Origin of the sequence: Brevibacillus thermoruber 423, assembly GCF_000454065.1 — a bacterium.
Lineage (GTDB): Bacteria > Bacillota > Bacilli > Brevibacillales > Brevibacillaceae > Brevibacillus > Brevibacillus thermoruber.
Window position 1 is genome coordinate 331000 of sequence record NZ_KE695652.1, and the last position, 22163, is coordinate 353162.

Below are 22163 nucleotides of genomic sequence, written 5' to 3' on the forward strand. Positions count from 1 at the left end.
AAGAGCAGAAGCCTCGAGACAGAGGCTCTGCTCTTTCGTTTGTCAGGTTCGCACCGTCTTTTTGACCAATTGGCGGTACATGTACAGCATCGCCAGCCGCCACGGAACGATCATGCCGTAGGCGAGGACGAAGAACAGTCCGGCCGTTTGCATGGTTGTCAGCGAATCGTTTACCCACAGTTTCATGGCAAAGCGAATCACCACCAGGGCGACGAGGATGCCGAAAAAGGCGCGGGACCGTTTCAGATAGACGTCCTGGCCGACGATTTCGAAGCGGGACGTGAGAATCAGCGGGATGGAGAAGATCATCCCGACGAAAAAGGCGATGGCGTCGTAGATGAGCGGAGTGGCCGTTTCCGGAAAGTGAAACATCGCAAAACCGGTGGACATGAACAGGGGCGGCAGGATGATGCGCCGCGCGGACACCGGCTTTTTGGTCCCGCGCATGCGCAGGACGATCACCACCGTCGCCATGAGCAGCGGCACCAGCATGCCCAGGGCAGTGGATGAGAGAATCTGCATGGAAGTAGTCCCTCCTTGGCCCATGATATTCTAGTGTACACCATTTTGCCGTAAAGGGGAAAGCGGTCCGCCGTCATTTCACGGGGCCCGCTACGCCGCCGCCGGTTCGTCTGTCTCCCGCACGTCCAGCCTGCTTTTGAGGCTGTACGACAGCGTGATCACGGCTGTCAGCAGGGTGGCGGTGGCGATTACCAGCATGTAGCCGGAGATGCCCAGCAGGTCCAGGCAGAGGCCGGTCGTCCCCAGGGCGATCAGGAAAACGCCGCGGTCCAGCATGCTGCGGAAGGAGAAGAAACGCCCCTGCTGATGCTCCGCCAGCCGCTTCTGAAACACGGTCGTGGTGACCGGGAAGAAAAAGGCGACGGTCATGCCGAACAAGGCAAACGAGCCCAGCACCATGATCCGGCTTTCCGCAAACGACATCCCGTACTGGGCGAGGGCGAAGAAAAACAAGAGGACGGTGGATGCGACGATCAGGTTGCGTCCGCCGATCCAGCGCTTGGCCAGAAGTCCGCCCACCAGAATGCCGGTCCCCTCCACCCCGTAGATCCAGCCCATCATTTCGGGCGTCCGCTGGATTTCGCTGAAGTTGAGCACCAGCAGATTGATGCCGCCGAGAAACAGCGTGATCAGCCCCATGTTCACCAGCCCGACGAGCAGGACGGGATCCTTTTTGGTGATCGTCAGCACTTCGCGGAACTCCACCTTTTCCTGCCGTTTGTGGGAGGCGATTGGCGGAATGCGCAGCAGCAGGGTCAACAGCGCCACGACGATGTAGGCGGCGACGGACAGGGCGTAGAGCATGCGGAGATCCATCGTGGCGACGAGAACGCCGCCGATGGCGGTCCCGCCGATCCGGGACAGCGTGGAAATATTCAGGTAGACGCTGTTCGCTTTGAGCAGTTCGGACGACGGTAGGATGGCGGGCAGCGATGCCTGCAGGGTCGGGAAGTAAAAGGCGGCGGACGCCTGCATGATGATCAGGGAAACGACCATCCACCCGAGCGAGTCGTGCGCGATGGCAGGAAACATGCAGACCGGACTCAGACAGCGAACCAGGCTGGATACCAGCATGATCTTGCGCTTGTCGGAACGGTCGATGACGACGCCCGCCTTGGGCGACAGCAGGATGCTGACCACCAGGCCGCTCATGAGGATCAGCCCTTTGAGCGCGTCGGACGGGATCAGGTGCTGCATGAACTGCAGGTTGGCGATAATGGAGATCCACAGGCCCGATCCGGTGATCACCTCCCCCGTCATCAACAGGAGAAACGTACGATTTCGCCACAACATGGAAGCCACTCTCCATTGGATCCAAACATTTTTATCCATTCGATTCAAACAGTATACCATTTGCCCACTCGTTTGTATATGATTCCCTGTTGGGTATGCCTTCCCGGCACATGGGGAAACCTAAGCCCGTCATCAGACGGATAAGGAGTAAGGAGTTTTTTCATGAAGCGGAAACGCTCGCTCTTGCTGTTGATCGGCTACGGCTTTATCGCAACGTTGGCTGTTTTTTACGGATTGGTAGAAAGGGAGAGCCTGGCTGCCACGTTTGTCTCGTTTCATCTGCTGGTCTGCCTCGGCATTCCCCTGCTTCACGGATGGTGGGAAGGGGGATTGGCCGACGATTGGCGGCGTGCGTGGCTCCCCTTTGACAAACAGGGGGCGGTCTGGGGTCTGGCTGCGGGAGCGCTCATGCTGACGGGAATTCTCGCCGGCATCCGGCTGCTCTTTGCCTCCGGCGTGCAGCCGGAAGAAATCCGCGCCGTGCTGGAACGATGGGGACTCACCCAGCAGGCGGTCTGGTGGTTTTCGCTGTACATGGCCGTCGTCAATTCGCTGTTGGAAGAGCTGTTTTGGCGCGGGTTCGTCCTGGAGCGGCTGCTGGCCGCAATGTCCCGCTTTGCTGCTGTGCTTCTCAGCAGCCTCTTTTTTTGCCTGTATCATCTGCTGGTGGCCACCGTCCTGTTCGGCTGGCGGTGGGGCGTGTGGATTACGCTCATGGTGCTGGCGGTCGGCGTTCTCTGGGGGTGGCTCAAGGGTATCTTTCCCGCCGTGTACGCCACGTGGTTCAGCCACATGCTGGCCGACTTCGGCATCGTTCTCGCGCTGGTCATCTGGGTGTACGCGGGCTGAAAACGACGGCGGGATCGTCGCGATTAGCCGTTCGGTTTCCGCTGTTCCCGAAGCGAGAGCTGGCGGGCCCGCTCGGCGATGACGCCGCTGCGGTCGCGCAAGGTGTGCTTGTGCAGGAGATACCGGTTGGCCATGTCGCTTGGCCGTTCACATGGCAGCCCCCGTTCCGCGCACATCTGCTGCACACGTCGGCGCAGCTCCGGATCGGCGATCGGCAGCGAGATGCTGCGGTACGGAGCGCCCGCCTCCATCTCGGCGACGACGGCGGCGAGGAGTTGAAGCAGGGCGGCGGGGTCCAGACCGAGACGGCTGAGAGCATCCTGCTGCTGCCGCAGCAGGCGGAGGGCGCTGTTCATCATTTTGACGGCGCCGGCCCGATTCCCCCTGCGGTGGTGATACAGCCCGACGGCGATCTGAATCAGCCCGACCCAGACGGGGCTGCGCTGTCCGGCCTCGCTTTTCCAATACTCCTCCAAAATCTCGTGACATTCGAAGTAGTCCCGTTCGGCGTGGAACTGAACCAGGTATTCCAGGTAGGGGTGCGGGTACATGACTGGCTCCTCGCTCTTTTGTTTTCCGATTCATCCATGTACTATTATAAAGGAACAAGCAAGCAGAAAACGAGGTGCAGATAACAGAATGACCAAAGAGGAACTTCTCTCCATTCTGCAGGAAAGGGAGATGACGGAAGTAATCGAACTGATCGAGGATGCCGAATCGGGCGATCTGGAAGAGCTGGAACTGGTGGAGAGCCTGGGGCTGCTGCGGGACGAGGAGCTGAACCGGGAAGTGCTGCAGCTCCTGGAAAGCCTGGGGGTTACGATCATCTACCTGAAAGGCGACGAAGAGGACGGCGAGGACGAAGAGGAGTAAAACGAGGCCAACCCCAGCCGCTGGCGGGGGGGTTCTCCCAAGGCAAAGGGAATGGCAGGCTCCGCCCCATCGCGTGGCGGAGCCGCGTTTTCCCCTTTGTCCGTGACAATCGGCTACTTTTGTGTCCAGACGCGGTTCTTGTTGCGGGTGGGGGGAAACTTGTCCCCTCTGCCCAGCTCGATGATCATCGGGTCCTGCACGCTGGCGCCGGACTCCCCGATTTCCATGTAGACCGCGTTTTTCGGGGACTTGTCGCCTTCGCGAAAACGGCTGCGCTCGCCCATAAGGGTCACCCCGCTTTCTTCCCATGTAGTGTCCCGTTTAGTATCTCCCCGAGGGGCGGGTTCAACCCCTGTGTCTCTATTGACGCTCGATTCAGAATTGATTTACGATAGGAACACCACAATTCCGGGGGGTTGTACCGTGCATCGTCTGTCTCTGCAAAAAGATTCCAACATCTCGTACCACGAACAACTGTATCAGCAAATCGCCGCCTTCATCCGCAGCGGGGAACTGCCGCCGCACACACAGCTTCCGACTGTGCGGCAGTTGGCCGCCCATCTCAAGGTGAACTACAACACGGTGCGCAGCGTCTACCTGCGCCTGCAGCAGGAGGGACTGGTCGACTCCCGACAGGGACGGGGGACGATTGTGAGCAACGTGGTGAACGACCCCCTGTTAACCCGCAACCCCGCCCACCTAGCGCTATTGGCCAAGGAGACGCTGCACAAGGTAAAAGCGATGGGGTATTCGATGGACGAGTTTACGCGCGTCTTGTCCGCCGTCATGCAGGAGATCAACCAGTCCCCCGTGCTGTTTCTCCGCTTTACGGAACTGGAGCTGGCCGAGTATCTGCGGCTGGTGCAGTATCACCTGCCGAGCGCGATGGTGGAGGGGCGCACGTTTGATGAATTTTGGGAGCGGCTGGAAGAGGACGCCGGCTTTTTGCAGCAGTACAAGGCGATTGTCACCCATCCCAGCGTCAATCTGAAAATAAAGCAGGCGCTCCCGCGGGAAGCGCCTCCGGTGGTCAGCCTGGACTTCATCCCCGACCCGACCATCGTCATTCCCGCACTGGAAGCGTACCCCCGCCACACCAAGGTGGGCTTGATCTGCGCCACCATCCGGGGAGCGGAGGGAATGATCGACGACTTGTACAACGCCGGGATCACCCATCTGGACCTGCGGACGATCGAGGCCAACCACCCCGACGTGTTTGAGCTGATTGCCAACTGTGACGTGGTCTACATCTCCAAACCGGGCTACATGACCCGTCCGCATCTGTTGACCTTGCCCAAGGTAAAGGAGTTTCAGGAAATACCCGATCATCACGGAATCAACGAACTGCGGAAAATTGTCACGCAGTAACGACCCACATGGATATCCGTTTATTTTGTGTGCATTTTAGACAAGTGTACCATGCCGATATCCCCCCTTCGACATAGCATGTAACTGTACCAACTCAAGGGGGGTGAGGTCATGAGCTGCGGATGCCATAAGTCTCACGGGCACAAATGCCATTACAAAAAATGCTGTAAGAAGAAGTACTACAAGAAAAAATGTTACTACGAACCTGTCTACAAGTACGATTGCCACCACTACAGGAAAGAGCACCACGGGAAAGGATACGGCGGGTACGGATCCTCGTCGATGTCTCATTACGGGTACGACAGCCATTACTAACGCGAAAAAAAGCGCCTCTTCCAGGGGTGCTTTTTTTCTCTCCGCAAGTTTTCGGGAGGTCTGCCGTACATTTGGAAGGGAGAAGGAAAAAACAGGGAGGCGTTCTTCATGAATCAGGAACGGCCCGGCAAACAGGAGCGGATATGGGCGATCGCTGCTCATCTCGCTGCGTTTGCCGGATTGGTCATCCCGCTGGGGAATGTGCTGGGGCCGCTGATTGTCTGGCTGATCAAGCGGGAAGAGGGAGCGTTTGTCGACAGCCAAGGGAAAGAGGCGCTCAACTTTGCCATCAGCGTCACGATCTACGGTGCGATCAGCATGCTGCTGATTTTCCTGTTTATTGGCGTCCTGCTCTTGTTCGCCCTGTTCGTCTTTTGGGTGGTGGCCGTCATCTTGGCGGCGATCAGAGCCAATGACGGCATACCCTATCGCTATCCGCTCACACTGCGCTTTATCACCTAGCAACAGCCGTTCGTTATTTGGACGGCTGTAATCGTGTTGGCATTTTTCTGACAATGAAGGAATGCGGCCCGCCCATCACGAAATACCAAAACATGGACAAGGGTGGAAAGGGGTGGTAACCGCATGTTGACAGGGATCACGGTTGTCGATTTTTCACGCCATCTTCCCGGGCCATATTGCACAATGAGGCTGGCCGACCTGGGGGCAGAAGTGATCAAGGTGGAAGCCCATCCCGGGGGAGATCCTGGCCGTTCGCTGGGGCCGCGGATCGGGGAGACGGGCGCGCTGTTTTTAAGCTCCAATCGCAACAAGCGGAGCGTCGCGCTGAACTTGCATACCGAAGCGGGCAGGGCCTTGGCTTTTGACCTGGCCAGCCGTGCCGACGTGGTGGTGGAGAGCTTCCGTCCGGGCGTGATGCGCCACCTCGGTCTGGACTACGACAGCTTGTCTGCTGTCCATCCTTCGCTGGTGTACTGCTCGGTTACCGGATACGGCCAGACGGGGGACATGCACCAGTTGGGCGGCCACGACCTCAACTACCAGGCGATCAGCGGGTTGTTGTCAGCGATTCGCGACAGCGAAGGCAGGCCGGTCCCCCCGGAAGTGCCGATCGCCGATTACGCCGTGGGCCTGTACGCAGCCGAGCAAATTTGTGCGGCGCTGGTTCGGCAATGCCGACACGGACAGGGCGCCTACCTGGACGTCGCCTCGGTGGACGTGCTCTCCTCCTGGATGGGACTGCATGCCCTGCTCGCCCATGACGGGCAGGCGAAGGCGATGGGCCAATTCCTGAAGGGAATGCTGGCCTACCAGGTGTACGAGAGCGCGGATGGCAAGTACGTCGCGCTGGCGGCGCTGGAAGAAAAGTTCTGGCACAATTTCTGCCGGGCGGTTGGACGGGAAGACTGGGAGACCCTGCACGGCGCGTTGATTGCCGACCACCCGGACGTATTTGAGGAAATGAAAACCCTGTTTCTGTCTCGGACACAGGCGGAGTGGAGCGAGCTGGGGAGCGAAGTGGACTGCTGCCTGACCGCCGTGGAGGAGATGGACACCTGGAGCGGCAGCGCGTATGTCGCCAGCCGGGAAGTCGCCTTTACCCTGCCATACGGAACCGATGGAGAGACGCTGCAGGTGCGCGTGGAACGAACCCGCCCGCTGGACGGCATGATGCCTCCTCCACGCTGCGGGGGAGACACCCGCGACGTGCTGAAAGCCAAGCTGAACCTGACGGATGACGAATTGGCCCGCTTGGAACAGGAAGGCGTCATCCCGCCTACCTCGTAACGAAAGGAGAAAACCCGTGATGGAACACAGACAAGACTTGCCGATCCAAACCGACCTGCGGGAGGGCGTCTGGACGATCACGCTCAATCGTCCGCGGGTGCTGAACGCGCTGACGCTGGAGATGTTTTCGCTGCTGAGGGACGCGATCGCCCGGGCCGCCGCTGAACCGGCTGCCGACGTGGTGCTTCTGCGCGGCGCCGGTGGCAATTTCTGCTCGGGGGCCGATTTGAGCATACTGGGAGCGCTGCGCGACCCCGCCCAGGCGGACGAGTCGCTGACGGTGATCAACGCGTTTCTGACGCAGCTCCATCACATGCCCAAGCCGGTCATCGCCCTGATCGAAGGGGCGGCGGTAGGGGCGGGCCTCAATCTGGCGCTTCACGCCGACTTTGTCATCGCCGCCCGGGAAGCCGTGCTGCAGGAGCCGTTTGTCCAGATCGGCCTGACCACCGATTTCGGCGGCACCTATCTGCTGCCGCGCCTGGTTGGCATGGCCCAGGCCAAACGATTGGCGCTGCTCGGCGAAAAGATTTCCGGCAGTGAAGCGGAGCGGATCGGCTTGATTTACAAAGCCGTGGATGCGGCCGAGATCGAGCAGGAGGCGCAGCAGTTGATCAGTGCCCTCCGCCGTTTGCCCCGTCATGCGCTGGCCGTCACCAAAGCGGGTTTGACCGCTTGCCTGGAGATGAATCTGGCGCAGTCGCTGGCCTGGGAAAAGGAGCAGCAGCCCGCGTTGATCATGCATCCCACGTTTGAATCGCTGGTTCAGGCCAAACAGAAGCGAACGTGAAGAAACGCCGAAGCCTCGGCGTTTTTTTCGTCAGGGAAGCGGAATTTTCAGTTCGTGCCGGCGGGCGCCCGTCTGCGCGATTTCTTCAAACAGAATCAAGGTCAGCGGCTGCTTGCTGCCGGGCAGGTTCAGGTTGAGTTCATAGGAGCCCCATGCCAGGCCGCCGCGGCTGGCGGTGACGAAACTGTTGATCAGGGTGGTTGCCCCGTCCGTGACCACGTAGCGGACATTGCCTTCGAAGACGCGGGCTTCTCCCTTGACGACGTATTGGCGGGCGTCGGTCTTGCTGACCGTGATATTGCGGAACGCATCGTTGCCGTACCCCTGTTGGCTCTTTGGCGCTGGCGGAATGCCGGCGGCACCGGCGGCCGGGGGAAGCGCAGAGACGCATCCCAGCCAGCAGACGATCAACCACGCACGAAACACGTTCTTTTTCATCGCGTGATGCCTCCATACGGGTGGGTTTTGTTTGTAGCATGACCCGTTTGTCCCGTTCCTATCCGGTTGATGCGCGGCGTCCGCCCGAACAGAGAGGCGAGGGTATAATCATGTCGAGCGAAAACTCCGGATCACATCATGAGCGGGTTTTCCATTCACTTGCCAGTTTCGAACGCCGGAATCCCCGTTGACGGAGGAAATCTTTTATTTCGTCTATGGTTTGATAGGACAGCCGCACGTGGTAGTAATTGATATATTCAAGAATGGCAAACACGTAGAGAAAGACAAACCAATAAAAATCAACGGAAAAAACCTTCCATTGATAAATCAAGAACAGCAGTCCGATCGCAATCAGGAAAAGGTTGATTCTTTTGAAGACATGGAAAAGTCGAAGGTGACGATCAGGCAAATGGGAGAAACAGCCTCGCCGCACTTGTTTCCATTTTACAAACCAATAATAACTTCCTTGAAGCAAGATAAATTCCAGCAAGGCAAACGCATAGACAGACGGCCATGACGTTACATAGGGTTTTGCCCACTTAAACTGTTGTGCATAGATCAACCACAGCAAGGCAAAACAAACAACAGCGAATAATTCACCTGCCCATAACCCGAATAACGTTTTTTCCACCTTTTTGCGCATGGAATCCTCCTTCTTTGATGCGCGTCTTGTGAAAAACCTCCCAACGCGTTTTTCTCCTAAATAAATGATAGGACATTCGTTTGGTCCCATCAATAATCAGCAGCGTTCCTGCACATGGCCGCTCTGCCTGAAAGAACGGCATCGTGCACGGCGCAACCAAGTCTTTCGGCGAATATGCAAAAGGTGAAAGATTATCCGTTGAGAAGTGAAGCCATCTGTGGTAGAGTTAGAAATGTAAAGATCCTGCGATGTACGTGAGGCCACGAATGTTTCTAACCTTATGAGTGTTTCGAGGGAGACAGAACTTCGCGCCGTATGTCAGGCCCACCTCCCGTCTTGGGACGCATGGGAAGGCAGAAACGCGGACGGGTCACCCACCTGTGTGAGAGCAGGTTACAGAAACATGAGGCCGGACGGCAGAGCGGGGGCTTTTCCTTTGGAAAACGGCAGTAGCTGGACATATACGATTCGATCACGAAAAAACCTGGGACGTTACCGTTCCAGGTTTTTTGCGTGATCCACAAGGAAGTCCTGCTGCCCGTAAAAGAAACCGCGTGTCCGACTGGAATGGGCCGGAAGGGTTTCCTGGCAGGCAGCGGGCCGGGGTGTTTGCCGGCGGCGTCGCGGTTCCTTCGAGCACCCGGTCCTGTGGGGATCGGGCTTATTGCTGTCCGCCGGAGCCGCCCGCTCCCTGATTCTGCTGCGGGTCTCCCTGGTTGACGATGGTCAGCGACTGTTCCAGATCACGGGTGTCCTTGGCGTCCTGAAGGATCTGGTACATCTGCAAAAAGTTCGCTTTCTGCCCCTCCGGAATGCCTTTGATCCGGACGGTCATCTCCTGCGGACCGCTCTGCTGATTTCCGGCTGCCCCCTGATTCTGTCCGCCAGTCTGGTCCTCCAGGAAATCGAGAAACAGGGAGTCGTTGTCCTGACTGGCCTGGTTCTGCTGGCCCTGCTGACTCTGCTGGCCCTGCTGACCCTGTTGTGCTCCGTTCTGGCCGCTGTTCTGGTCCGGTACAAACAGAACGTTAAACTCGTTCAAATCTGTCTGGATGATCCCGATGACGTTCATCCCGATCCTCCTTCGCATGTCAATGGTGGGGCGTCAGCCGGGGTGCTTGGTGTGATGGACCCCGTGTCGCTGCAAATAGTCGTGAAAAAAGTATTCCGCAACGGAAATGGCAAAGGCCGTCAAAAACAGTCCGGACAGCCGAAAGGGCTGCGCAAACACAAACGCGGCCAGCCAGAACAGGGAAAACACAAGCGCGAAATCGGCCGTGCTGGCGAATGTATTGTTGGTCCGCGGCAGGATGACGGCATCACCCAGCCCGTAGGCCACCAGGCTGACGACGGCGCTGGTGACCAGCGCAAACGAAAGCGACGTTCCCGACCACAGCAGCCCCGGCACCGCGATGATGCCGTTTACCAAGAGCTTGAGCAGGATGTTCAAGAACGAACCCTCCTTTCATGCTCTTAGTATGAACCTAGCTAGTCTCGCTATGCGCCGCGCGGTTGTTCGCCTTCAGCCGGCGGACCAGCGCTTCGTCGGGGGTGACGTAAAGCGTCCGCTGCTGTTCGTAGATGACGAAGCCGGGCTTGGCGCCGCTCGGTTTTTTCACGTGCTTGACCAGCGTGTAGTCGACCGGCACCTGGCTGCCGTGCTGCGCCTTGCTGTAGTAAGCGGCGAGGACGGCCGCTTCCCGCAGGGTTTGTTCCGAGACCTGGCGGGAGCGGATGACGACGTGGGAACCGGGGATCTCCTTGGTGTGCAGCCACGTGTCGTGAGGCGCGGCCAGCTTGTTGGTCAGGTAGTCGTTTTGCTTGTTGTTCTTGCCCACGAGAATCTCCGTGCCGTCGCTGGACGTGTAGGCGTCCAGTTCGGGGCGGGCGTCCTTTTTCTTTTTGTTCGCCCGTTTCTGCCGGCTGCGCACGTACCCCTGTTCCGCCAGCTCTTCGCGGATTTCTTCTGCTTCCTGCAGCGAGGCGTGCTCCAACTGGACGAGCAGGCCGTCCAGATAGACGATCTCTTCGCGCGCCTGCCGGATTTGGTCTTCCACGATCTGCAGGCTGTTTTTGGCCTTGTTGTAGCGTTTGTAGTACGCCTGCAGATTTTCCGACGGCGTCTTCAACGGGTCGAGCGGAATGGTCACTGTGCCGCCCGCTTCGTCGTACCAGTTGACCGCCTCCAGGAGGGTATCGCCCCGCTTGAGCTGGTGCATGTGGGCGGTGATCAGTTCGCCGTACAGCCGGAAAATCTCCGCATCCTTCGCTTCCGCCAAGGTCTGCTCCAGCTTTTCGATTTTCTTCTCGTTTTTGTTCCGTTCGCTGGTGACGATGCGGATCAGGTCGTGCACCTTCTGCTTGACCGTGTCCCGCTGCGCCTTGACGGCGTAAAACGCCTGCAGGCATTCGCTTGCGGAGGAAAAGGAGGTCGTGGCGGCGTCCGTCAGATGGGTCAGTTCCACCACGTGAAACTGCGTTTTCTCCCGGCCTTCTGCGATCATCGGCGCATAGCGGTGCTGTCTGACCGCTTCCATCACGGAAGAAAAGGCGCGCCACAACGCTTCCCGCGTCGGCAGGCCCGCCCGGTGGACGATCTCTTTCGCCAAAAGGGGACTGATCCCGGTGAAGGCGTCCACTAACTGTCGGTCCAGCCGACCGCCGTTCCAGTCGATCGCCGTGATGAACGCCTGTTCCGTAACGACAAGCGGGTCCCGCTTCTCCTGGTTGGGCGGGGAGACGTACGGACGGCCGGGCAGGACCTGCCGGTATTGGCTGATCGCCGGGGTCACGTGCACGGCGCTGTCCAGGATGGTGCCGCTGGCCGGATCGAGCAGGATGATGTTGCTGTGCTTGCCCATGATTTCCATGACGATCCGCCGCCGCGCCGTGTCTCCCAGTTCGTCGCGGGTGCGAATGTCGATGTGGACGATCCGCTCCATGTCCACCTGTTCGATTGCCTCGATCAGCCCGCCTTCGCAGTGCTTTCGGAGCAGCATGCAAAACATCGGGGCTTCCTGCGGATTGGTAAACTCTTCGGTGGTCACATGCAGCCGGGGATAGGTCGGATTGGCGGAAAGCAGCAGCTTTACCGTCTCCCCCTGCGCCCGGATCTGCATGACGATATCGCTGTGATGGGGCTGATGGATTTTGGCGATCCGTCCGCCCGCCAGTTTTTGCAATTCCCGCACGACGGCACGGGTTACAATTCCGTCAAATGCCACAAGTGCTCACCTCACGTGTGCAGAAATCCTGCACGAATCCACTTTCGCGCCTGTCTCAAAAGCGTCAGTGACAGTGTATCACAAAGCGCACCACGGCGGAATCGGCTTGTCCCCGCCCCGGCTTCGGTTGACACTGTCAAGAGTTGTCTCCTATAATAAATTAACGATTTTACGTCTATGGAAGTGAGAACCATGGTCCGAAGCATGACCGGGTACGGCCGAAGAGAAGGGATGTACGGTTCGCTGCGGCTCACTGTGGAGATGCGCGCGGTGAACCATCGTTTCTGCGAAATCCTTGTTCGCTTGCCCAAGGCCTGGGGCATGCTTGAGGAGCCGGTGCGCAAGCTTGTGGGCCAATACGTCCGGCGAGGCCGCGTCGATGTGGCCGTCACCGTGGATGCCGGCGGCCTGACGGGGCAGGGAATTGCCATCGACTGGGCCGTCGCGGAGCAGTACGTGTCGGCGGCGCGGGAGATGAACGAGCGCTTTTCGCTGCAGTCGCCGTTAACCGCCAAGGACTTGCTGCTCCTGCCTGGTGTGGTGCAAAACCGGGACGTGGCGGAAGCGGACGCCGAGCAGGCGGCCGAGTGGCTGCTTGCGGCGTGCCGGGAAGCGGCGGAAGACTTGCTGTCCATGAAGCGGAAGGAAGGGCTGCAGCTTCAGGCGGATTTGGAACAGCGGCTTGCCCGGATCACCGCCTGGACACAGGAAATCGGACAAATGGCGCCGCTGGTCGTCGACGAGTACCGCAGCCGTCTGCATCAGCGCATGGCCGAATGGGCCGAAACTGCTCCGTTTGAACTGGACGCGCAGCGCCTTGCGCAGGAAGCGGCCTTTTTGGCCGACCGTTCCGACATCAGTGAAGAGGTGACCCGTCTTACAAGCCACTGCTCCCAGTTTGCGGAACAGTTGGGCAGGGAAGAAGCGGTCGGGCGCAAGCTGGACTTTCTACTGCAGGAGATGAACCGGGAAGCCAACACGATCGCTTCCAAGGCCAATCACCTGCCCATCCAGCGATTGGCCGTCGAGATCAAGACGGAACTGGAAAAAATGAGAGAGCAGGTTCAGAACATCGAGTAGCGATGAAAGGATGGACGGGGCCGTCATGGCAATCAAGCTGATCAATATCGGGTTTGGCAACATCGTCAACGCCAACCGCATCATATCCATCGTCAGTCCCGAATCAGCGCCGATCAAGCGGATCATCCAGGAAGCGCGCGACCGCAACATGCTGGTGGACGCGACGTACGGGAGGCGCACGCGGGCGGTCATCATCACGGACAGCGATCACGTCATCCTGTCCGCGGTCCAGCCGGAAACCGTGGCGCAGCGGCTGACGACAAAAGACGACGAATCGGACGAATAGGCAGGAGTGAAGACATACGATGGGCGATAGCGGTCTCCTTTTGGTTCTTTCGGGGCCGTCTGGCGTCGGCAAGGGAACGGTCTGCAAAGCGCTTCGCGAGCGCATGCCGGATCTGGTCTATTCCGTTTCCGCCACCACGCGGGCGCCGCGGGCCGGAGAAGTGGAAGGGGTTAACTACTTTTTCAAAACAAAAGAAGAGTTCCGCCGGATGATCGAGCAGGACGAACTGCTGGAGTGGGCGGAATACGTCGGCAATTACTACGGTACGCCGCGCCTGTTTGTGGAAGAGATGCTGGCAAAAGGGCGCGACGTGATTCTGGAAATCGAGGTGCAGGGCGCCCTGCAGGTGAAGAAAAAGTTTCCCCAGGGGGTTTTTCTGTTCCTCGCGCCGCCCGATCTGGCCGAACTGGAAAACCGGATCGTCGGACGGGGAACGGAGACGGAAGAGACGATCCGTCACCGCATGGAGATGGCCCGCCAGGAGATCGAGCTGATGGATCAGTACGACTACGTGGTGGTCAACGACGTGATCGACTGCGCCTGCGAACGCATCCGGTCGATCATCACCGCCGAGCACTTGAAAAAGGAACGCCAAATTCACAAGTACCGCAAATGGCTTGAGGAGGTCAAATAATCCATGCTGTATCCGTCGATTGACAAACTGACCGAAAAAGTGGAAAGCAAGTACACCCTGGTCACCATCGCGTCCAAACGGGCCCGCCAGCTTCGCGAAAACAGCGCCGTCCAGGTGGAAAAACCGAAGTCCAAAAAGTTCGTCGGCCTGGCGCTGGAAGAGCTGATCGCCGACCAGGTCATCTACGAATACACCGACGTCCGCAAATAAGAGCGGCCTTGTTACCGCGTTTTTGCTTACAAACAACCTCACGCAGGTTGTTTTTTTTCGCAGCGGCACCGGTCTTTCGTCGTGACGGACGCAACCACGCCGGTCTGGCCGTTTGGCAGACCGACTAAAAAGGGAGGACAACCGAGACATGCTTCCTCTGCAAGGAAAACGAATCGTGCTGGGCGTTTCGGGAGGCATCGCCGCGTACAAGGCGGCGGCGCTGACCAGCAAGCTGACCCAGGCGGGAGCGCAGGTACACGTCATCCTGACGGCGAGCGCCATGCAGTTTGTGCAGCCGCTCACCTTTCAGGCGCTCTCCCACCAGCAGGTGTACACCGACATGTTTCAGGAGCCGGACCCCGCGGTGATCAGCCACATCGAGCTGGCCGACCGGGCCGACCTCGTGCTGATCGCCCCCGCCACGGCCAACGTCATCGGCAAAATGGCGAACGGCATCGCCGACGACATGCTGACGACGACCGTTCTCGCCACCAAAGCGCCGGTGATGCTGGCTCCGGCGATGAACGTCAACATGTACGGCCATCCCGCGGTGACGGCCAACATGCGGCGGCTGGCGGAGTACGGCTGTCGCTTCGTCGAGCCGGGCGAAGGCTTGCTGGCATGCGGCTGGATCGGCAAAGGGCGGTTGGCCGAACCGGAGGAGATCGTCGAAGCGGTCATCCGCCTGTTTGCCGAACAGAAGGAGAACCCCCGCGACCTCGCCGGCAGACGGGTGCTGGTGACGGCGGGGCCGACGCGGGAAAAAATCGACCCGGTCCGCTACATCACCAACCACGCCTCCGGCAAGATGGGATATGCCATCGCGGAAGCGGCGCGGGACAGAGGGGCGGACGTGGTGCTGATCAGCGGGCCGACGTCGCTGCCCAAGCCGGCCGGTGTCGAGTTTGTCCCGGTGGAATCGGTGCAGGAGATGTACGACGCGGTCATGCGGTATTTGCCGGACGCCGACATCGTGATCAAGTCGGCGGCGGTATCCGACTACCGGCCGAAGACGGTCCATGCGCATAAGATGAAAAAAGGAGACGGCCCGCTGGTGCTGGAGCTGGAAAAGGCGCCGGACATCCTGCAGGAGGTGGGCCGGCGGAAGACGGACCAGTACGTGGTCGGCTTTGCGGCCGAGACGCAGGACGTGCTGGCCCACGCGAAGGCCAAGCTGGAGCGGAAAAACCTGGACATGATCGTGGCCAACGACGTGCTGATGGAAGGCGCGGGCATGGGCAGCGACACCAACATCGTCACGCTGCTGACGCGGGAAGGGGAGCAGGCGGCGCTGGAAAAGCTGAGCAAGCGGGACGTGGCGGACAAACTGTTCGACGCGATCCTGGTCAAAATGGCGCACCGGCCGCTGTCTGACGCGTTATGATCGCCCGGATCGTGGTGGACGTGCCGGTCAACCGCACCAACCGCCCGTTTGACTACCGGATACCGCCCTGGCTCCGTCCGCTGGTGCGGGTCGGCAGCCGCGTGGTCGTGCCGTTTGGCCCCCGGAAGCTGCAGGGGTATGTGGTGGACGTAACCGATCAGCCGGGGGAGGCGGCCGCGGCCGGACGGCTTCGGGATGTGGAACAGGTGCTGGACGATACGCCGCCGCTGACCGCCGAGCTGATCCGCCTGGGCGAGTGGATGTCCCGCCAGTATTTGTGTCCGTGGGTGACGGCGATGCAGGCGATGATTCCCGCCGTGCTGAAGGGCCGATCGGAAAAGTGGCTGGCGGCCACCGACCTGCTGGATGAGACGGCCTGCGGACAGTCCGCCCTGCTGTGGGAAGTGTACCGAAAGCGGCAGCTGCCGCTCGCCGAGGCGGAAAAGCGCTTTCCTGACGAGGCGATGCTGGTGCCGGGGTGGATTGCAAGCGGTCTGTTGGCGACGGAATACCAGGTGAGGGACCGGATCACCCGCAAGCAGCAGTCGTTTGTCCGCTGCCTGCTGGAGGGAGCGGAGCTGGCTTCCGCGATCCGCTCCCTGCCGGCGCGGGCGGAGCAGATGCGGCGGGTGCTGGAGCTGTTTGCCGCGCACGAGGGGCAGTCGTTTTCCGTGCAGACGCTGCGAGACGAGCTGGGCATCACCCGCTCCCCGTTGAAAAGTCTGGAGCAGCGGGGCTGGGTCGCGATCGAGCAGGTGGAGGTCTACCGCGACCCGTATGCGCACAAGCGCTTTGCCGGCGGTGAAAAGCCGTCCTTCACCCCGCAGCAGGAGGCGGCGCTGAAGCCGATTTGCGATCAGATCGAAGCGGGCGCGTACGGCGCGTTTTTGCTGCACGGGGTGACCGGCAGCGGCAAGACCGAAGTGTACCTGGAAGCGATCGAACGGACGCTGGCCGCGGGGCGGGAGGCGATTTTTCTCGTTCCCGAGATCAGCTTGACGCCGCAGATGGTGGAACGGTTCAAGGCGCGGTTCGGGGCCGACGTGGCCGTGCTGCACAGCGCGCTTTCCCAGGGAGAGCGGTACGACGAGTGGCGCAAAATCATCCGCCGGCAGGTAAAAGTGGTGGTGGGGGCGCGCTCGGCCGTCTTTGCCCCGTTTCAAAACGTCGGGCTGATCGTGATCGACGAGGAGCACGAGAGTTCCTACAAACAGGAGGAGACGCCGCGCTACCACGCGCGGGAGGTGGCGCTTTGGCGGGCGCGGGAAAACGGCGCCGTGGTGCTGATGGGCAGCGCCACGCCTTCCCTGGAGACGTACGCGCTGGCTGCCCGCGGCCGCTACACGCTCCTGGAGATGCCGGAGCGGGTCGGCAGCCGGCCGCTGCCGCGCGTCCACGTCGTCGACATGCGGGAAGAACTGCGCGCGGAGAACCGGTCGATGTTCAGCCGCCTGCTGTACGAGATGATCGGCGACAGGCTGGCCAAACAGGAGCAGATGGTGCTGTTTTTGAACCGGCGCGGCTTTTCCACTTTTGTCATGTGCCGCTCCTGCGGCTACACGCTCCGCTGCGTGCACTGCGACATTTCGCTGACGTACCACAAGACCAACCACACCGCCCGCTGCCACTACTGCGGCTATACGATCGTGCAGCCCGCCCACTGTCCGGAGTGTCAGAGCGAGCACATCCGCTTTTTCGGGACGGGCACGCAAAAAGTGGAGGCGGAGCTGGCCCGGCTGTTCCCGGGCATCCGCGTCATCCGCATGGACGTGGACACCACCTCCCGCAAAGGGGCGCACGAGGAGCTTCTGCACAAGTTTCGCACCGGGCAGGGGGACGTGCTGCTGGGTACGCAAATGATTGCCAAGGGGCTGGACTTTCCCCGCGTGACGCTGGTCGGCGTCATCGCGGCGGACACGTCGCTGCACCTGCCCGATTTCCGCGCGGCGGAAAAGACGTTCCAACTGCTGACCCAGGTGGGCGGACGGGCCGGGCGGCACGAACTGGAAGGGGATGTGGTCATCCAGACCTACACGCCGGAGCACTACAGCATCGTCCATGCCACCCGGCACGACTACCCGTCGTTTTACCGCGAGGAGATGATGCAGCGCAGGCGGACCGGCTATCCGCCGTACTACCGGCTGGTGCTGCTCACCTTTTCGCATGAAGAGGTGCCCGTCGTCATCCGGGCGGCTCATACCGTGGCCGATTTTCTCCGGCCGCGGCTGGCGGAGACGACGATCCTGCTGGGACCGGTGGCGTCGCCGATTCCGCGGATCAAAGATAGATTTCGGTTCCAGATCATGTTAAAATATCGGGATGAGCCTCGGCTGTCCGACCTGCTGGCCCAGGCCGTGGACGTCTTTGAAGAAGGGAACAAACAGCAGAAGGTGCTGATGACGATCGACGTCGATCCGCACGTACTGCTTTAGGGAGGATTACAACCAATGGCTATTCGCACAATCGTCAAACACCCTGATCCGATCCTGCGGGAAAAAGCGGCAGTGGTCACCAAATTCAACGCCAACCTGCACAAGCTGCTGGACGACATGGCGGAGACCATGTACGACGCGGACGGCGTCGGCCTGGCCGCGCCCCAGGTGGGCGTTTCGAAGCGCGTCATCGTCATGGACTGCGGGGACGGCCTGATCGAGGTGGTCAATCCGGAGATCATCGCCTTCGAAGGGGAGCAGTTCGACTACCCGGAAGGCTGCCTCAGCATCCCCGGTCTGCGCGGCGATGTGCGCCGTCACAAATGGATCAAGCTCAGGGGACAGGACCGGTACGGCAACGTGTTTGAAATGGAAGCGGACGACCTCTTGTCCCGCTGCGCCCAGCACGAAATCGACCATCTCAACGGCGTCCTGTTCATCGACATCGCCGACCGCGTCTATCCGATCAGCAAGGAAGAGGAAGGGGAATAAACCGTTTTGAAAGACGTGCGCATACTGTTTATGGGAACGCCCGACTTTGCCGTCCCCAGCCTGGAAGCGCTGGCGGCGGAGGGATACCGGGTCGTCGCCGCCGTGACGCAGCCTGACCGGCCTGTGGGGCGCAAGCAGGTGCTGACGCCGCCGCCGGTGAAGGAAGCGGCGCTGCGCCTCGGCATCCCGGTGCTGCAGCCGGAGAAGATCAAGGCGGACGAGGCGCTGGCACAGGTGCTCGCGCTGGAGCCTGATCTGATCGTGACGGCCGCGTACGGCCAGATTTTGCCGAAGCGTTTGCTGGACGCGCCCCGCTACGGCTGCATCAACGTGCACGCCTCGCTCCTGCCCAAGTACCGGGGAGGAGCGCCGATCCACAAGGCGATTGTGGAGGGCGAAACCGAGTCGGGCGTGACGATCATGTACATGGTGGAGGCGCTGGACGCGGGCGACATGCTCTCCCGCGTGGTCGTGCCGATTGACGAACGGGATACGGCCGGCACCCTGTTTGACAAGCTGGCGGCTGCCGGCGCCAAGCTGCTGGTGGAGACCGTGCCGAAGCTGTTGGCCGGAGAGATCGTGCCTGAGCCGCAGGATCACGAGGCCGCGACGTATGCGCCTACGCTCAAACGGGCGGATGAGCGGGTCGACTGGACCCGGACGGCGCGGCAGGTGTACAACCAGGTGCGCGGCCTCAACCCTTGGCCTGTCGCCTTTACCACCTATGGCGGCAAGGTGTGGAAGCTCTGGTGGGTGGAAATGCAGGCGGACGACGGTCAGTTGGCGGAGCCCGGCACGATTGTCGCCCGGGAAGAGGACGGGCTGGTCGTGGCCTGCGGCAGCGGCGCGGTGAAGATTACCGAACTGCAGCCGGAAGGAAAGAAGCGGATGAGCGCGCGCGACTTTTTGCGCGGCGCAGGCAGCGGCATTGAAATCGGCACAAAGGTAGGAGAATAACACGTGGCATACAAGGGAGCGCGCGAGATCGCCCTGGACGTCCTGAACAGGGTGGAGCAACACAAGTCGTACAGCAATCTGGAGCTGAAGCACGTCCTGGAGCGCGGGGAGCTGCGCGCTCCCGACGCCGGACTGGTGACGGAGCTGGTCTACGGCACGATTCAGCGGCGGCTGACGCTGGACGAGGTGCTCGCCCACTTTGTCCGCGGCAAAAAGGTGCAGCTTTGGGTGCGCAACCTGCTGCGGCTCAGCCTGTACCAGATTCGCTACCTGGACCGGATTCCGGCGCGGGCCGCGGTGCACGAAGCGGTGGAGATCGCCAAGCGGAGAGGGCACCAGGGCATCGCGTCGATGGTAAACGGCGTGCTGCGCAACGTGCTGCGGCAGCCTGACGTGTGGGAGCGCCTGCCGGAGGGAGACGCTGCGCGCCGACTGGCGGTAGAAGAGTCCCACCCGGAATGGCTGGTGCGCCGCTGGGTCGAGACATACGGCGAAGCGGAGACGCGGGCCATCTGTGCGAGCAACAACCGCCCCCCGCGGGCGTCCGTTCGCGTCAATACGCTGAAACTGACGCGGGACGAACTGCTGGAACGGCTGCGGGAGGAGTATCCGGACGCCGCCCCGTCGCCGCTCAGCCCGCACGGCATCCTGTTTCCCGGCGGGCATGCGGCGGGGACCCGCTGGTTCCGCGAAGGGTACTTCACCGTGCAGGACGAAAGCTCCATGCTCGTCGCGCCGGCGCTGGCCGTCCAGCCGGGCATGCGGGTGCTGGACGCCTGCGCCGCTCCGGGCGGAAAGACGACGCATCTGGCGGAGCTGATGCAGAACCGGGGAGAGATCGTGGCGAGCGACGTCCATCCGCACAAGCGGGAGCTGATTGCGGAGAACGCCGACAGGCTTGGCATCTCGATCATTACGCCGATCACGAGCGACGCGCTCGAACTGCCGGACAGGGGGCTGGGCGCGTTTGACCGAATTCTCCTGGACGCGCCGTGCTCCGGATTTGGCGTGATCCGGCGCAAGCCTGACCTGAAATGGAACAAAACCCCGGCCGACGTGGAGGCGATCGCCGACCTGCAGTACCGGCTGCTGGAACGGGTGGCGGGGATGCTGGCGCCGGGCGGCCTCCTGGTGTACAGCACCTGCACCATCGAACCGGAGGAAAACCAGTCGGTGGTGCGCTGGTTTGTGGCCGAGCATCCGGAGTTCGCGCTGGACGAAACGCTGGCCCAGGACCTGCCGACAGCGGCGCGGGAGCGTCTGGACGGCCGCGCGGGATACGTGCAGGTGCTGCCGCATCACTTTGACAGCGACGGATTTTTTATCGCCCGTCTGAAACGAAAAGGGTAGCGTGAAGGGGTGGCACTCCGTCAGCGGATGGCCGCTCCTTCGCTGTTGTTTGCGTCCCTGCCGTTTGGTTTACACTAGGAAAAGCGACGCATATTGCGCGGTTCGCGCCATTTCGTGTTTGATGCGGCGCGCGATGCAAGGTACAATGATAGAATGATGATTTCTCGCTATGCCACTACTTGAGGATGTGAACATACAAATGCCATTTTCATCGTATACGGGCGAAAAACCGCTCATTTACAGCCTGACCCAGGACGAGTTGAAAGAGTGGCTCGTCGGGGCGGGAGACAAGGCGTTTCGCGCCCAGCAGATTTTTGACTGGCTGTACGTCAAGCGCGTCCATTCGTTTGACGAGATGACCAACCTGTCCAAGGATCTGCGGCAAAAGCTGAACGAAACCTTCCGCATCGATCCGCTGCGTGAAATTACGCGCCAGGTGTCACAGGACGGAACCGTCAAGTTCCTGTTCCAACTGGCGGACGGCCACGCGATCGAGACGGTGATCATGCGGCACAACTACGGCAACAGCGTCTGCGTCACCACGCAGGTGGGCTGCCGCATCGGCTGCACGTTCTGCGCCTCCACCCTGGGCGGTCTGAAGCGCAATCTGGACGCCGGCGAGATCGTCGCCCAGGTGCTGATGGCCCAGCGGAAGCTGGACGAAGAAGGAGAGCGCGTCAGCCATGTCGTCGTCATGGGCATTGGCGAGCCGTTCGAGAATTTCGACAACCTGATCGCCTTCCTGCGGATTATCAACGACAACCGCGGACTGAACATCGGGGCCCGCCACATCACCGTTTCCACCAGCGGGATCGTGCCCAAGATCTACGAATTTGCGGACAAGGGAGGCCAGGTGAACCTGGCCATCTCCCTGCACGCCCCGAACACGGAGCTGAGGACCAAGCTGATGCCGATCAACCGGGGCTTCCCGCTCGAGAAACTGCTGGAGGCCTGCCGTTACTACATCGCCAAGACGGGCCGCCGCATCAGCTTTGAGTACGGCTTGTTCGGAGGGAAAAACGACCAGCCCGAGCACGCGGAAGAACTGGCCGACCTGATCGGCGACATGCTCTGCCACGTCAACCTGATCCCGGTCAACTACGTGCCGGAGCGCGATTACGTGCGTACCCCGCGCAACGAAATCTTCCGGTTCAAACGCATTTTGGAGGAGCGAGGGATCAACGTGACGATCCGCCGCGAGCACGGCAGCGACATCGCGGCCGCGTGCGGACAGCTCCGGGCACAATACGCAAAGGAAACCGCGGGGTGATCTC

At 60.7% G+C, this 22163-nt stretch carries 25 protein-coding genes and 1 other RNA gene; 17 read left to right on the forward strand and 9 right to left on the reverse strand.

Annotated elements, in window-relative coordinates:
- Positions 1-42: 42 nt before the first annotated feature.
- A complete protein-coding gene (locus tag M516_RS0116145; protein ID WP_029100037.1) occupies positions 43-522 on the reverse strand; it encodes a CcdC family protein in 480 nt (159 codons plus the stop codon).
- A gap of 90 nt (positions 523-612) precedes the next feature.
- Entirely contained in the window at positions 613-1815 is a 1203-nt protein-coding gene (locus M516_RS0116150; protein WP_029100038.1) for an MFS transporter, read from the reverse strand.
- Positions 1816-1977: 162 nt separating this feature from the next.
- Between M516_RS0116150 and M516_RS0116155 the strand changes: the two genes are divergently transcribed.
- The gene (locus M516_RS0116155) at positions 1978-2664 is read left to right on the forward strand and encodes a CPBP family intramembrane glutamic endopeptidase (RefSeq protein WP_029100039.1); all 687 of its coding nucleotides are present in this window, start codon (positions 1978-1980) and stop codon (positions 2662-2664) included.
- A gap of 23 nt (positions 2665-2687) precedes the next feature.
- On the opposite strand, the gene M516_RS0116160 is transcribed toward M516_RS0116155, so the two are convergent.
- Positions 2688-3215, reverse strand: a complete 528-nt coding sequence (locus tag M516_RS0116160) for a DUF309 domain-containing protein (RefSeq protein ID WP_029100040.1) — start codon at positions 3213-3215, stop codon at positions 2688-2690.
- An 88-nt stretch (positions 3216-3303) separates the two neighbouring features.
- On the opposite strand from M516_RS0116160, the gene M516_RS0116165 reads away from it, so the two are divergent.
- On the forward strand, positions 3304-3537 hold the full coding sequence (locus M516_RS0116165; protein WP_029100041.1) for a hypothetical protein: 234 nt from the start codon (positions 3304-3306) through the stop codon (positions 3535-3537).
- 113 nt (positions 3538-3650) lie between these two features.
- On the opposite strand, the gene M516_RS24885 is transcribed toward M516_RS0116165, so the two are convergent.
- The gene (locus M516_RS24885) at positions 3651-3821 is read right to left on the reverse strand and encodes a YjzC family protein (RefSeq protein ID WP_065066786.1); all 171 of its coding nucleotides are present in this window, start codon (positions 3819-3821) and stop codon (positions 3651-3653) included.
- Positions 3822-3960: 139 nt separating this feature from the next.
- On the opposite strand from M516_RS24885, the gene M516_RS0116175 reads away from it, so the two are divergent.
- The 4 genes from M516_RS0116175 to M516_RS0116190 all read left to right on the forward strand — a co-directional run bounded on the left by M516_RS0116175 (position 3961) and on the right by M516_RS0116190 (position 7759).
- Positions 3961-4905 (forward strand): GntR family transcriptional regulator, encoded by a 945-nt coding sequence (locus M516_RS0116175; protein WP_029100042.1) that lies wholly within the window; start codon positions 3961-3963, stop codon positions 4903-4905.
- A 423-nt stretch (positions 4906-5328) separates the two neighbouring features.
- On the forward strand, positions 5329-5682 hold the full coding sequence (locus tag M516_RS0116180) for a DUF4870 domain-containing protein (RefSeq protein ID WP_029100043.1): 354 nt from the start codon (positions 5329-5331) through the stop codon (positions 5680-5682).
- A gap of 123 nt (positions 5683-5805) precedes the next feature.
- A complete protein-coding gene (locus M516_RS0116185) occupies positions 5806-6969 on the forward strand; it encodes a CaiB/BaiF CoA transferase family protein (RefSeq protein WP_029100044.1) in 1164 nt (387 codons plus the stop codon).
- A gap of 19 nt (positions 6970-6988) precedes the next feature.
- On the forward strand, positions 6989-7759 hold the full coding sequence (locus M516_RS0116190; protein ID WP_029100045.1) for an enoyl-CoA hydratase/isomerase family protein: 771 nt from the start codon (positions 6989-6991) through the stop codon (positions 7757-7759).
- Positions 7760-7789: 30 nt separating this feature from the next.
- Here M516_RS0116190 and M516_RS0116195 read toward each other — a convergent pair whose 3' ends face one another.
- Together M516_RS0116195 and M516_RS0116200 are read right to left on the reverse strand one after the other, a co-directional pair.
- Positions 7790-8197, reverse strand: a complete 408-nt coding sequence (locus M516_RS0116195; RefSeq protein ID WP_029100046.1) for a Gmad2 immunoglobulin-like domain-containing protein — start codon at positions 8195-8197, stop codon at positions 7790-7792.
- Positions 8198-8333: 136 nt separating this feature from the next.
- Entirely contained in the window at positions 8334-8840 is a 507-nt protein-coding gene (locus M516_RS0116200) for a hypothetical protein (protein ID WP_029100047.1), read from the reverse strand.
- A 237-nt stretch (positions 8841-9077) separates the two neighbouring features.
- Between M516_RS0116200 and ssrS the strand changes: the two genes are divergently transcribed.
- Positions 9078-9272: non-coding RNA, 6S RNA (ssrS, locus tag M516_RS24890), on the forward strand.
- 229 nt (positions 9273-9501) lie between these two features.
- On the opposite strand, the gene M516_RS0116205 is transcribed toward ssrS, so the two are convergent.
- From M516_RS0116205 to M516_RS0116215, 3 genes are read right to left on the reverse strand one after another with little or no spacing between them, the layout of a single operon-like run.
- Positions 9502-9912, reverse strand: a complete 411-nt coding sequence (locus M516_RS0116205) for a hypothetical protein (protein WP_029100048.1) — start codon at positions 9910-9912, stop codon at positions 9502-9504.
- A 33-nt stretch (positions 9913-9945) separates the two neighbouring features.
- Positions 9946-10290: a DUF2512 family protein gene (locus M516_RS0116210; protein WP_029100049.1), complete on the reverse strand. Its 345-nt coding sequence runs from the start codon at positions 10288-10290 to the stop codon at positions 9946-9948.
- A 34-nt stretch (positions 10291-10324) separates the two neighbouring features.
- Positions 10325-12064, reverse strand: a complete 1740-nt coding sequence (locus M516_RS0116215; RefSeq protein ID WP_029100050.1) for an Rqc2 family fibronectin-binding protein — start codon at positions 12062-12064, stop codon at positions 10325-10327.
- Between the two features lie 192 nt (positions 12065-12256).
- On the opposite strand from M516_RS0116215, the gene M516_RS0116220 reads away from it, so the two are divergent.
- The 10 genes from M516_RS0116220 (at position 12257) to rlmN (ending at position 22159) form a co-directional block, all read left to right on the forward strand.
- Positions 12257-13144, forward strand: a complete 888-nt coding sequence (locus M516_RS0116220; protein WP_029100051.1) for a YicC/YloC family endoribonuclease — start codon at positions 12257-12259, stop codon at positions 13142-13144.
- Positions 13145-13169: 25 nt separating this feature from the next.
- Positions 13170-13430: an extracellular matrix/biofilm regulator RemA gene (remA, locus tag M516_RS0116225; protein WP_015891999.1), complete on the forward strand. Its 261-nt coding sequence runs from the start codon at positions 13170-13172 to the stop codon at positions 13428-13430.
- A gap of 19 nt (positions 13431-13449) precedes the next feature.
- Positions 13450-14064: a guanylate kinase gene (gmk, locus tag M516_RS0116230; protein WP_029100052.1), complete on the forward strand. Its 615-nt coding sequence runs from the start codon at positions 13450-13452 to the stop codon at positions 14062-14064.
- 3 nt (positions 14065-14067) lie between these two features.
- Entirely contained in the window at positions 14068-14274 is a 207-nt protein-coding gene (gene rpoZ, locus M516_RS0116235; RefSeq protein ID WP_029100053.1) for a DNA-directed RNA polymerase subunit omega, read from the forward strand.
- A gap of 148 nt (positions 14275-14422) precedes the next feature.
- Complete coding sequence (gene coaBC, locus M516_RS0116240; RefSeq protein ID WP_029100054.1) at positions 14423-15658, forward strand: bifunctional phosphopantothenoylcysteine decarboxylase/phosphopantothenate--cysteine ligase CoaBC; 1236 nt, start codon at positions 14423-14425, stop codon at positions 15656-15658.
- Complete coding sequence (priA, locus tag M516_RS0116245; RefSeq protein WP_029100055.1) at positions 15655-18090, forward strand: primosomal protein N'; 2436 nt, start codon at positions 15655-15657, stop codon at positions 18088-18090. Before coaBC ends, priA begins: the two co-directional genes overlap by 4 nt.
- A 15-nt stretch (positions 18091-18105) precedes the next feature.
- Positions 18106-18582, forward strand: coding sequence for a peptide deformylase (def, locus tag M516_RS0116250; RefSeq protein ID WP_029100056.1), 477 nt, complete (start codon positions 18106-18108; stop codon positions 18580-18582).
- Between the two features lie 6 nt (positions 18583-18588).
- Positions 18589-19539: a methionyl-tRNA formyltransferase gene (gene fmt, locus M516_RS0116255; RefSeq protein WP_029100057.1), complete on the forward strand. Its 951-nt coding sequence runs from the start codon at positions 18589-18591 to the stop codon at positions 19537-19539.
- 3 nt (positions 19540-19542) lie between these two features.
- Positions 19543-20889: a 16S rRNA (cytosine(967)-C(5))-methyltransferase RsmB gene (rsmB, locus tag M516_RS0116260; RefSeq protein ID WP_029100058.1), complete on the forward strand. Its 1347-nt coding sequence runs from the start codon at positions 19543-19545 to the stop codon at positions 20887-20889.
- A gap of 199 nt (positions 20890-21088) precedes the next feature.
- Positions 21089-22159 carry a dual-specificity RNA methyltransferase RlmN gene (gene rlmN, locus M516_RS0116265; RefSeq protein ID WP_029100059.1) on the forward strand — a complete coding sequence of 357 codons (1071 nt, stop codon included), beginning with the start codon at positions 21089-21091 and terminating at the stop codon, positions 22157-22159.
- The last annotated feature ends 4 nt before the right edge of the window (positions 22160-22163 follow it).